Origin of the sequence: Micromonospora sp. NPDC007208 (assembly GCF_042869175.1) — a bacterium.
GTDB classification, from domain to species: Bacteria; Actinomycetota; Actinomycetes; order Mycobacteriales; family Micromonosporaceae; genus Micromonospora; species Micromonospora foliorum.
Map to the genome: position 1 here is coordinate 372,228 of NZ_JBIAFG010000006.1, position 11,772 is coordinate 383,999.

Consider the following 11,772-nt stretch of genomic DNA (forward strand, 5'->3'; position numbering starts at 1 on the left):
AGACAGATGCCCGCTGCCGATGTGCTGATCGTCGGGGCCGGCCCGACCGGGCTCACCCTCGCGGTCGATTTGGCCCGCCGTGGAGTTCGCGCGGTACTGATCGAGGCCGCGCCCGCACTGCCTCGTCAGTCCCGAGGCAAGGGCCTGCAACCTCGAAGCCTGGAGGTGCTTGACGATCTCGGTGTTGTCGACGCGGTTCTGGGACACGGCCAGTCGCGCCAGGACATCACCCTGTACCGCGATGGCCGGCGCCTTGCGCGGATACCCGCCGGTCTCGCCGAGCCGCGCGCGGACTTGCCGTACCCGAACATCGTGATGATTCCCCAGTGGCGCACCACCACGCTGCTCGCACGGCGGCTGCACGAACTCGGTTCCGCGATTCGGTTCAACACCCGCCTTGAGTCGTTCACCGCTGGCGACGACGCGGTGCGCGCCGTGGTCACCACACCGGACGGCGGCCGGGAGGATCTGACCGTCCGCTACCTCGTCGGCTGCGACGGCGCGCACAGCATCGTGCGCCGCACACTCGACCTCGAGTTCGCCGGCTCGTCCGACGGGACGCAGCGCTACCTGCTCGGTGATGTCACAGTTCCCGGTTGGCACCCCGAAGCCGGCGGAGCCGTTCGCTCACACGCATGGTTCGGCACGGACGGGTCGTTCCTCGGTCTGGCTGGCCTGCCCGGGACCGGGCAGTGGCAGATCGGCGCGAGCATCAACGTCGGCGACGACCTCGAGCCCACCCTGGAGGCCCTCCAGCGGCTCTGGGACGAACGCACCGGCCACCCGCAGGTCCGCCTGTCCGACGCGACCTGGTTGTCGAACTTCCGGGTCAACGTCCGCATGGTCGAGGACTACCGCCGCGGCAGAGTCCTCCTCGCCGGCGACGCCGCGCACGTGCACCCGCCCACCGGAGGGCAGGGAATGAACACCGGCATCCAGGACGCCTACAACCTGGGATGGAAGCTTGCCGCCTGCCTCAACGGCCACGACGACACCCTGCTCGACACCTACCCGGCCGAACGCCTTCCCGTCGCCCGTCGTGCGTTGGCGCAAAGCACCAACATCCTCGACGTGGTCACCAACCGCAACCCACTCGTCCGGTTCGCCGTGCAACGACTGCTCCTGCCGCTACTCAGCCGACCCTCGATCAACCGCAGGCTCACCGCGCGTGTGTCCCAGATCGACATCGGCTACCACGACGGGCCCCTGGCAGACGACGAGCTGTCCGGCGGCCGCGTCCGACCCGGCGATCGAGCCCCAGATGCCCACCTCGTCGATACCGCAACCGGGCAGCCGCTGCGGTTGTTCGACCTGCTCCGCGGGCCACAATGGATGTTGCTTCTCGTCGGTGACGCCTCGACCAGCCGCCTCGACTGTGATGCTCTTCCCGACGAGGTGCACACCTGCTTGATCACGCCCGCGCGGTCGACGTCGTTCTCCGGCCGGGTGGTCATCGACCGCGACGGGACGTTTCGCCGGGCCTACCGAGCAAAGCCCGGCACGGCGTTGCTCATTCGCCCGGACGGCTACCTCCACTGGCGCGCGCACACCCCCTGCGCCGACGCGGTGGCCAAGCACGTCCTCGGCGCGGGCGCGCACCCCCCACGCGCTGCCGCACCCCGACGACAGCCCGGCACGTGAGAAGGCCAAGACACGGAGGAGGGCTGAGCCTTTCCGCTGAGGCAGGGTGGCTGACGGGCACGGCAGCAGGCGTCGGGAACGGGCCGTAGACGATGGCGGGTCACCGCTGTCCGACATGGTGAGGCTCACTCCACGTCCAGTGTGGTCGATTGTGACCCATTACCTGAGGAGTCCTTCGAGATGGTGCAACCCTGGTGGCCGCTCGCCTTGTTGGCAGTGATCCAGCTCTGCGATGCGGTGCTATGCGTAAAGCCGGTCGCCTTCATTCGGCAATGTTTGACCGACGTCCGATTCCCCGAACGCTTCTGGAAGTTTCTTCCTCCGCTCAAGGCTGCCGCAGCTGCTGGGCTCATCGTCGGGATCTGGGTCGCGCCGTTAGCGGTGCTCGTGTCCGCGGCGCTGGTCTGCTACTTCGCGGTGGCGCTCTCGGCGCACGTCCGCGCCCGCGATTTCGGCCGCAACCTGTTCCTGAACGCGACGGCGATGTTGGTCATCTGCTCGGCGACGCTGGTCTTCACCGTCCAAACCGCATGATCGAACACGCGACGATGGCGCGGGGGTTGGTCATCGCGTGTAACGCTTCGTATTCGCGGCTGGGGCGTTGGAGTGCCTGCGCCGGATCGCAACCTGCAGCGCGTCCAATGCCAGGTCGACCTAATCGATTGCGGCATAACGGCGAACAATCGGGGGGTTAGGATCGTGGAGTTTCGGATCCTGGGCACAGTCGAGGCATGGGCGGGCGGGAAACAGGTCGATCTCGGTTCGCGCAAGCAGCGCCTGGTGCTCGCGGTCCTGCTGCTGGAACCCAACCGAATGGTGCCGCTGGACCGGCTGGTCGACCTCGTCTGGGGCGAGGATGTGCCGGCGTCCGCACGAGCCTCGATCCAGACGCTCGTATCCCGGCTACGTGCGGCGCTTCGGCAGGCCGGCGACGGGCCCGCCATCGTCGGCCGTGGAGCAGGCTACGTCATACACGTGGATCCGCTCGTGATCGACGCGCATCGGTTCACGGACCTGATTCTCGCGGCGCGCTCGTCGGACGACGAGCGCGCGGTCGAGCTGTTCGACCAGGCGCTCGCCCTCTGGCACGGCGAGGCACTCGCAGGCGTGGCGTCCACCGAAGTCGCCGAACGCCTGTGCGGTCACCTCGATGAAGCCCGATGGACCGCCCTGGAAGACCGCCTGGATGCCCAACTGCGGCTGGGCGACGGCCGGCGGCTGCTCGCCGAGCTCACCCGGCTCGTGACCGACCACCCGCTGCGGCAGCGGCTCGTGGGCCAACTCATGCTGGCCCTGCACCGTGACGGCCGCACCGCCGCCGCGCTCGACGTCTATCGCACGCTGCGGAAGCGACTGGCCGGCGACCTCGGCCTCGATCCGGCACCAAAACTGGTGCGGTTGGAATCCGCGATCCTGCGCGCGGACCCGGCTCTGGATCCGGCCGCGAGACCCATGGACACATCACCACCCGAGCCGGTACGACCGGCGCAGTTACCGCCCGCCGCCCACGGATTCGCCGGACGCGCAGAAGAACTCGCCCAGCTCGACACCGGATTGGAGCCCGCGTCGGGCATGAAGATCTGGGTGATCAGTGGCACCGCCGGCGTCGGCAAGACGGCGCTCGCCCTCCAGTGGGCCCACCGACACCGGGAGAGGTTCCCGGGTGGGCAGCTCTACCTCGACCTCCGTGGCTTCGACGCCGAGCACGACCCGCTCAGCGAGTCCGCCGGACTCCTCCAGTTGCTCAGCGGCCTCGGTGTCGATCATCGGCTGATCCCGGCCGATGCGGCGGGCCGGGCCGCCCTGTTCCGCTCACTGCTGGCCGGCGAACGCGTCCTGCTGGTGCTGGACAACGTGCGCGACGCCGCCCAGGTGAACGCGCTGATCCCGTCGGCGGGCACGGTCATCCTCACCAGTAGGCAGCGGCTCGGAGAGCTGATCGCCCGCACCGGCGCGCAAACACTGTCGCTGTCCGTGCTCACCGCCGCCGACTCTCGCCGGCTGCTGGAGGCCGCGCTCGGCGTCGACCAGGTCGCCGCCGAAGCAGCCGCCGCCGGGAAGCTGGCGGATCTCTGCGGTCACCTGCCGCTCGCACTGCGGATCGCGGTGGCCAACATCGTCGCTGTCCCGAAGGCGGAGATCACCGGGTTGGTGCAGGAACTCTCCGAGGGCGACCGGTTGGCCGGGTTCACTGTGGACGGCGCCGAGGAAAGTGCTGTCACGAGAGCGTTCGCCTCGTCCTACTGGGCGCTTCCGGCGGAGCATCGCCTGCTCTTCCGTCGCCTCGGGCTGCTGCCGGGACCGACGTTCACTGCGCTGTCAGCGAGCGTGGCGGCCGGGCTGCCCCCGGCTCGGACTGACCGACTGATAAAGGCATTGGCCGCGGCACACCTGATCGAGCAATACACACGCGGGCGCTTCCGGCTCCACGACCTGCTCCGAAGGTATGCGGTCGGCCGGGCGCTGGTAGAAGACACCGCTGTGGAGCTCGAACACGCTCGCGGACTCGTCCTGGACCATTACCTGCACACGGCTGACGCGGCGGGCAGGCAGCTCATTCCTCACTTTCTGCGGCTGCCGAGGAAGGCGGAGGACGGGATCAGCTTCCCGGACAACGACAGTGCGCTCGCCTGGCTCGACGCCGAGTGGCCGACTCTCGCCGCCGCGGTCGGTCAGGCAGCGGCGCGAGGTCCGCGACCGCTGGCATGGCACATCGATGCTCAGGCGGCGGAACCACTGCAGTAGGGCTCAATCGAGCTTCAGGCCCTCCGTGACGACTCCCTCTCCCGCTCGGCCGCGCACCTGTGGGACGGGGCGCGCTTCAGAGGGGTCGGGATGCTCACCACGTCACGGCTGCGCTGTCGCCCCGCCTCCCTAGTCGAGGTCGATTTGCGAGCCGACGCGGACGAGTGCATGGCTTTTGCAAGCGCGTCACGTGACAGTGGCCGGACTCGCCCATCAACTGGCAGGAGCCGATACGTGCGGAAGATCCTCAGCCTGGTCTTGACTGTTCTGTCAGTCGTCATGTCCGCGGCGACAGTCGCGCATGCCGACGACGGGCCCGTGACCCGGGTGACGCTGACCAGCGCGAACAGTTTCCACTCGCGGGTCGAGGAGCGTCTGGTGAGCAGGACGGTCACCCTTGCGGCCGGTGAATCCCGGCACGTGCGCGGACGCCTCCAGGCGACCAGCAGCGTGCAGCAGATCGTGTCGATGAACAACACCCTGAAGTGTGTGAACCCAGCCGGCGCAGTCGTCGGCACCACATCAACGTCCTCGCGGAACCACGAGGGCTCGGACACCACCTATTACGCCAGGCCTGGGCACCTGCCGATCTACGCCGACCTGCTATTCACCGCGCCATCGGCGGGCACCTACACCTGCGGCATGTACGGGTACACGGCCTCCACCTCGCTCGACGGCTACTACCTGACCGCCGTCGCGACAGACACCTGGCTGGAGGTGAGCGACACCAACCAGGTGGGTGCGCGGTGGTGGCAGAACCCCGCCTGCAGCAGCACCGGTACGTCGAGCACCTGCACCTACGTCGGCGCCGGCACGTCCACGGCCTGGGTGTTCTACGACGACGGCACCCCGGTGCACAAATGGAACGCCGCCGCCAACGCGACCTCGGCTCAGGCGCTGGCGACGCTGGAACTGACCACCTGCTACACGGGCACCGCGTCATGCAAGAGCGCGATCGACGCGTACGAGCAGCCGCGCGGGACGAATGCGGTGGTCGACGTGCGTTTCGAGTTCATCCAACTCGACCCGACCGCCCACACGTGCCGGACCACGAGCACCGCAACCTCGCGCAAGACGATTCGCGACGACGCCCACCACTACGTCGCGAACTTCGCCCTCACCGGCGTGCCGATCGACCCGACCTGCGGAACCCGGACCTTCATCATGCGGATCTTCGTGAAACACGTCTCCGGCAACCCGATCAAGATCGACGGGGTCCAGAGCACGACCTCACTGACGAACGGCATCGCCATGAACATCTTCTGACCGTCGCCGGTCCCGGTCGCCCGACGGCCGGCCAAGACGGACAGGGAAAGGATGCGGGCCCTCCACGGGAGGGGCCCGCATTCGTGCGTTCCGCAGGCCGAGGTGGGGGCCACCGCGATCCGGCGGGAGGCGGACTGCAGGCGGATTGCAAGCGGACTGCAGGCGGATTGCAAGCGGACTGCGGGCATCCCGCGCGAAGGTAGCGGCATCGAGCCCATCGCCCCAACAGGAGGTTCCGTGCGTAGACGCATGGTGTTTGTCAGTTGTGTACTCGTAGCGGTCGCGGGTACGACGTCCGCAGCCCAGGCAAAGGTGTCCCCGGATCGGGCGGCCGCACAACCGTCGCTCGCCGGTTTCGCCCCGGCCGTCGACGTCGACGCGATGAACCGGCAGTTCCACCACCTGGAAGCCATTGCCGCCAGAAGTCCGGAGGGCTCGGGCGGCACGTACTTCGACGAGAAGACCGGGCAACTGGTCGTCCGGCAGGTGGCGAACGCCGACGGCGCGCGACTGCGGGCCGAGGTGGCGGCACGTTCCCGACAGGCGGGCGAGGTGCCGGTCCGGTTCGAGACCACGACGGTGTCAATGCAGCGGCTGGAGACCGCCACGAAGGCGTTGAAGAGTTCCCGGGCCTGGGCCGGCGGCAGCGCCGGGAGTGTGCACCAGGTATGGCTGGACCGCCTGACACCGCAGATCGTCATCGACGCCTCCGGCGACGCCGAGGCCCTCGTCGCGGCGGCGGTCAAGGCCACCTCCCTGACGCCGAGGGTGTCCCTATCGAAGACCGGAACCGTCGAGGCGAGCCGCCGGGTCGACAGCGTCCCCTACTACGGTGGGCTGGCACTGTTCAACAGCGTTCCCGGAAACGCCCGTACCGCGGACGCGTGGTGCACGACCGGATTCCGGATGACCCGCGGCGGGACCAACAGCAACTGGGTGACCACCGCCGGACACTGCGGCCCGAACCAGCGCAACTTCTGGCACGGCGGCTGGAACCTGCGGGTCAGCTCGAACTACTACAGCCTGGGCACGGACGTCGCCATGCTGGCGGGGGAGAACGGCGCCTACTTCAGCCGGCACTCCTGGTTCGGTGGGCGGGACACCAGCACGTCGCACCCGGTGACGGCGAAGTTGACCGGATGGCCCGCCATCGGGTCGGCGGTCTACCTGTCCGGCGCCAACGGTGGTCTGGTGTACGGCCTGGTCCGGGACACCAACAACACCGACTGCAACGGCACGCCGACGGTTGTCGTCGACACGGACACCGGGCACCCGAGCGACGGTCCGGTGCTCAGTGGCGACTCGGGCGGGCCGGTCACGCGGTGGAACACCGCCACCTCGGCGACGGACGACCTCACCGCCGAGGGCATCATCACCTGTAGCGACAGCTCGAGCCGGGCGGACTTCACGCCCATCCACCGCGTCGAGGCGGCCACGGACGCCGTCGTGGTGATCGGCGGCAACTGACCGGTCCGGTACGCGGGCGGCGAGCGTGCCGCCCGCGTACCGGTGCCTTGGGGCCGCGCGGTGCTCGCGGCCTACGCGGGCACCATCACCGAGGCGTGTGACAACGGGTCGCTGGGCGGTCGCACCCCGGAGAGCCCGGACGGCCCACGCCGGCAGGGCGGCGGCTACTGGGTGTACGAGAGACGCCGCCGAGACCGGCTACGCCAGGGTCTGATGTAGCGCGGCCGCACCCTCGCCGCCTCGCGTGCCCCGTGTCCCCGTGCTGCAGGGTCGTCGTGCGGTGTGGCGTGGTGTCGCCATAGACGGAAGGCGTGCCGCCATGATCATCCACCCAGCGGGGCGGCGGGGGTGTTTCGTTACGCGTTCAACTGCGCGACGGCCCTTACTAAGCGATGTCTCGGCGGGGCGATCGTCTCACCCCGTACCTCGTCGAGCAGGTCGGCCTGCTGGTAGATGCGCAGCGCCTCGTCGTCGCAGGAAAAGGCCCGGTCTGGGAGTCGCTGACCCCGACGCGTCGGTGGGCGCACAAAGTCGCCGCCAAGTGGCCACCAAGTCGCTGCTGGCCTGATCCTCATATGAAACGCACGCTTGCGGGGGCGGCAGCCCTCCTCACGACGCTCGGAGTGCTGACGACGCCGGGCGCGGCCAGCGCCGTCCCGATCTGTGAAACCAATCCGCTGGGCTGCGAGCCCCCGCCACCACCGCCACCACCGACGCCGACCGACAAGGCACCCACCGGGACCGCCCAGGCCACCGGGCCACAGAACAACGGTGTCCTCGGCATCACCGGCTGGGCCACCGACAGCAACGGGTGGCCGGTCACCGTGGACATCACCTTCGACGGAACCCTGGTCGCGTCGAAGCCGGCCATCGACTTCCGGACCTGGCTGCCGGCCGGACCATTCGGGTTCACCCACACCGTCGTCGTCCCGCCGACCGGGCCGGTCCGTCGGCTGTGCGCGACCGCACGCAACGTGCCCGACGGCAGCACACCGGTGGCGTCGGCCGTGCCGCTGGGCTGCGTCAGCTCCCGGCCGTCGAAGCCGACCGACCTGCTGTCGACGGCCGAGAGCGCCTACAACCGCAGCACCCTGCGACTGGGCTGGACCGACAACGCGACCGACGAGACGTCCTACCTGGTCACGCTCAGCTACCTGCGTCGGCACTGGGAGGGCAACTACTCCTGGCAGGAGCCGATGAGTGAGTCCTTCGTCGTCGCGGCGCAGCCCGGTACCGGACGGATGTCGCTGGTGCTTTCCGACCAGGACGCCAACACCCATTTCCAGGTGCTCGTGAACAGCAGAGTCGGCGAGATCACCTCGGAGTCGCTCAGCGGCGGGGTCACGGCGCCGTGACCACCATGGGAGATGAGGGAGGTTCGCAGGTGAGACCAGGCAGAATCCGCAGGCGCGTGGGTGCCGCGGCCGTCGGGGTCGTCGTGGCGGTGTCGACGTACGCGGTCCCCGGCTACGCCGCGCCGGTTCCGATCGACGAGGCGGCCCTGCACGACAGTCTGTATGCCGCAGCGGTGCAGTCGCGCGCGACCGGCGTCGCGGGCGTGGTCGACGCCGTCGTGGCCGCGGAGATCGTCGACTGGCGAGCGGCCCATCCGAACGTGGAAAGCACGCAGGTGGTCCGCCACCTCGGACGCACCGACGCGGCCGTGCGGGCGGCCGTGTCCGGCGTCGGCTCGTCCGAGGGGCTCGCCGCGTTCACGGCCGCCACCGCGGGGTTGCTCGCGGTCGCTGTCGACCAGGACCCGGCGCAGGCCGCGCTGGACCGGGCCGAGGTGCGCGGGCCCAGCCTGCGCGCCCTGCTGACCGCCACCACCGGGGAGGAACTCGGCGCGGTGGTCACACCGACCGAGCAGGTGCGTACCGGCAGCCAGAACTTCCTGTGGGAGGTGTCGGCGCCGGGGCGGCTCGCCGGAGCCTGGAAGCGGTTGCACCGGGCCGCGTCCACCGACGCGGAGCTGCGCGCGGCGTGGGACGGCACCTACGCGGCGCGCCTGTCGGTCCGGCTGGACACCCCGGCGCAGGACCTGATGGCACTACCGGCGTTCGCGAGCCGGGTCGACCTGCCGGGCATCCTGGCCAAGAAGGACGACGAGGCGGCGTTCTCCGTTGCCGTACGCACGGCGGTGCAGTCGCAGTTCGACGCGCTGGAGGCGTTGGCGAACGACCGGATCACCGCCGCGACCGCCCTCAACGCGAAGTTCCCGATCGAGGGCGCCAAGCCGACCCCGGCGGAGGAGGCGGCGGCCAAGAAGTCGGCCGAGGACGCCAAGAAGCTGGTCAGCGAGGCTGGCAGTCTGCTGACCGTGGTCCTCGGCGACATCGGGGGGATCTACGACCCGAAGTTCGCCAAGACCGTCAAGACGGTCGGTGACGCGCTGGTCAAATCGGTGACCTCGGTGATCTCTTACGAGATGACGATCGCCTCGGGTCAGCTCACCGGCGCCGCGTCGGCCGCCGCCGCCCTCTCGCTGACCGGCAACTTCATCGGTGCCGGGATGGCCCTGCTGCCGCTGTTCATGGGCCAGGAGTCACCGGATCAGATGATCAGCAAGCAAATCAAGGGGCTCAGCGAGCAGGTCCGGCGGATGGCCGAGGGCATCGGCGACCGATTCGACCGGGTCGACGCGAAACTCACCGCGATGTACGACGGCCTGAGCACCCAGCTCGGTCTGTTGGGCCAGGACGTCAGGGAGGTCAAGCGGATCCTCGGCGTGATCGGGGACCAGCTCCACACGATGGATCAGAAGATCGACCAGATGGCGCTGGCCAACCAGGCTGCCTTCGAACAGTTGGCCGCGGACGACGTCGACGACGCCACCGACCGCTACCTGCATCGGGCCGTCCGCGTCGACGGTGGCGCGATCGGGTCGGTGGCCGAGTACTTCGACGAGGTGGACTCGCCGACCCGGACGTTCGCGACGACGGCCGCGAAGAAGGCCCCGTTCGTGGTGCCCGCGGGCACGTCGACCGCGAACCCGGTCAACGTCCTCGACCTCCATTTGCCCAACGGCGCGATCGACTACCTCGCCGGGTGGGCGGCGGCCAAGGGCGTTCCGCTGCGGCCGGCCACCGGCGACCAGGCGGTCAGCGGCGTGGCGAACCCGTCCGCCTGGCTGATCGGCGCCCGCGCGAACCTCGTCATGCAGCTGGAGAACCCGCAGTTCGCGGCGGCGGTCACGGCGGAGCACACCGCCGGCACCTTCGACGCGGGGGACCGGGTCAATCAGCGGGTGCGGCAGTTCAGCAACCCGGGCGCCGGTGGTGCCACCAACGAGCTGTTCACCCGGCTTGTCGCCGACTACCGGGCCGCTCTCGACGGGTGGTCCGACGCGCTCGACGACGTGGGGCGCGCCGTCCGCTGGAACCAGGCCGACCCCGCCTACCCGGCCGCCGGCAACGACCGGACGTACGACCTGTGGGGTGCCCCCGACCAGGCGCTGCCCGCGGCGGCGCAGATCCCGGACGCGCCCGGCCTGACGCCCTGCCGGGTCGGCGACATCGGTATGCCTGCCTGGTCGGTCCCCGCCACGCTGCGCAACTCGGACCTGCCCGCCTACTACGACCTGCTGGCATACGCGGCGCCGCCCAGCTACCGGCCGACGCTGCGCACCTGTATCGAGGGCGACTTCGTCAACGTCAAGGAGACCATCAGGCCCAAGTACGAGATCTACTCCGGCGACCTGAAGATCACTCTGCGCCACCAGGTGAAGCAGGGCGGCAGTGAGACCTGGCAGGACGTGCGCAGTGTCACCACGACCCGGCCGGTCGGCGTCTACTGCGAGATCTACAACGGCAGCGGGCCCTACCCCGACACCGAGTGCCACAGCCCGTCGGACTACGTGCTCACCCAGTGGCCGCAGTACCTCAACGCACTGCAGACCCAGGGCACCGTCACCACCCATCCCCAGGTCGACAACGACACACTTGCGCGTACCCGGTCGATGCTCTCCGGACGGCAGAAGTACTTCTACCGGGTGGCGGCCGTCGGCACCGGTGTCGAGGCCCCGCCCGTCACCACCTGGGCCGTCTCGCAGACGTTGTGGGAGAAGGGCCGCCAGCTCGCCGAGTCCGTTCGACTGTTGCAGGCGTTCACCCAGTTGGGCTGGGCGAGCGCGCTCGACCGGGACGAGATGATGCACCTCGTCCTGTTCGGTGACCGCTCGCTGCCCGGCGACTACACCGCGCCGCGTGGCGACCTCAACGGCGACACGGGCCGGCGTTACCTCCAGACGGCGTACGCCCAGGCGGTGAGCAACTACGCCGGCTGCGCGCAGGCCGTCGACTGGGATCCCTGCCAGGGCCTGAATTCCGGGTTCGACCCGAAGCAGGGCCAGAACCCGTACTTCGCGTGTGGGCAGGTCGACCGGCCCAACGCGCCGGTCGACCCGCTGGGCCGGTGCGTATACGCCGTCGCCGGTGACCGGACCAATGAGCTGGCCGGCCGGTACGCCCACTGGTCGGCGGAGATCGCCGGCGGCCGGCACCGGGAGGGCATTCCGGAGGTCACCACCGTCACCAACCTCCTGCGGATCACCAACGAACACCTGCACTGATCGGGGTCGGCACGACGCGGCGGGCCCGCACCAGCTCGGTGTGGGTCCGTCGCCCGTACGCGGGCTGATGCCCCCGGCCGCGG

The 11,772-nt window shown here is 69.6% G+C and carries 8 protein-coding genes; all 8 read left to right on the forward strand.

Features of this window, described 5'->3' with window-relative positions:
• Positions 1–6 precede the first annotated feature (6 nt).
• The 8 genes from ACFYL6_RS15815 (at position 7) to ACFYL6_RS15850 (ending at position 11,689) form a co-directional block, all read left to right on the forward strand.
• Positions 7–1,641, forward strand: coding sequence for an FAD-dependent oxidoreductase (locus ACFYL6_RS15815; RefSeq protein ID WP_387171674.1), 1,635 nt, complete (start codon positions 7–9; stop codon positions 1,639–1,641).
• A gap of 180 nt (positions 1,642–1,821) precedes the next feature.
• Positions 1,822–2,175 (forward strand): DoxX family protein, encoded by a 354-nt coding sequence (locus ACFYL6_RS15820; protein WP_387171676.1) that lies wholly within the window; start codon positions 1,822–1,824, stop codon positions 2,173–2,175.
• 165 nt (positions 2,176–2,340) lie between these two features.
• Positions 2,341–4,386, forward strand: coding sequence for a BTAD domain-containing putative transcriptional regulator (locus ACFYL6_RS15825; protein ID WP_387171677.1), 2,046 nt, complete (start codon positions 2,341–2,343; stop codon positions 4,384–4,386).
• 90 nt (positions 4,387–4,476) lie between these two features.
• Positions 4,477–5,652, forward strand: a complete 1,176-nt coding sequence (locus ACFYL6_RS15830) for a hypothetical protein (protein ID WP_387171679.1) — start codon at positions 4,477–4,479, stop codon at positions 5,650–5,652.
• A gap of 312 nt (positions 5,653–5,964) precedes the next feature.
• The gene (locus ACFYL6_RS15835; RefSeq protein ID WP_387171681.1) at positions 5,965–7,119 is read left to right on the forward strand and encodes a hypothetical protein; all 1,155 of its coding nucleotides are present in this window, start codon (positions 5,965–5,967) and stop codon (positions 7,117–7,119) included.
• 60 nt (positions 7,120–7,179) lie between these two features.
• Positions 7,180–7,338, forward strand: coding sequence for a hypothetical protein (locus tag ACFYL6_RS15840; RefSeq protein ID WP_387171683.1), 159 nt, complete (start codon positions 7,180–7,182; stop codon positions 7,336–7,338).
• Positions 7,339–7,694: 356 nt separating this feature from the next.
• The gene (locus ACFYL6_RS15845) at positions 7,695–8,474 is read left to right on the forward strand and encodes a hypothetical protein (RefSeq protein ID WP_387171685.1); all 780 of its coding nucleotides are present in this window, start codon (positions 7,695–7,697) and stop codon (positions 8,472–8,474) included.
• A gap of 29 nt (positions 8,475–8,503) precedes the next feature.
• Entirely contained in the window at positions 8,504–11,689 is a 3,186-nt protein-coding gene (locus ACFYL6_RS15850) for a hypothetical protein (RefSeq protein WP_387171687.1), read from the forward strand.
• Positions 11,690–11,772: the final 83 nt, after the last annotated feature.

Bases quoted from the DNA above. Each gene is read 5' to 3' on its own strand.
- ACFYL6_RS15845 (WP_387171685.1), top strand. From the start codon at position 7,695: ATGAAACGCACGCTTGCGGGGGCGGCAGCCCTCCTCACGACGCTCGGA.
- ACFYL6_RS15830 (WP_387171679.1), top strand. From the start codon at position 4,477: ATGCTCACCACGTCACGGCTGCGCTGTCGCCCCGCCTCCCTAGTCGAG.
- ACFYL6_RS15815 (WP_387171674.1), top strand. From the start codon at position 7: ATGCCCGCTGCCGATGTGCTGATCGTCGGGGCCGGCCCGACCGGGCTC.
- ACFYL6_RS15820 (WP_387171676.1), top strand. From the start codon at position 1,822: ATGGTGCAACCCTGGTGGCCGCTCGCCTTGTTGGCAGTGATCCAGCTC.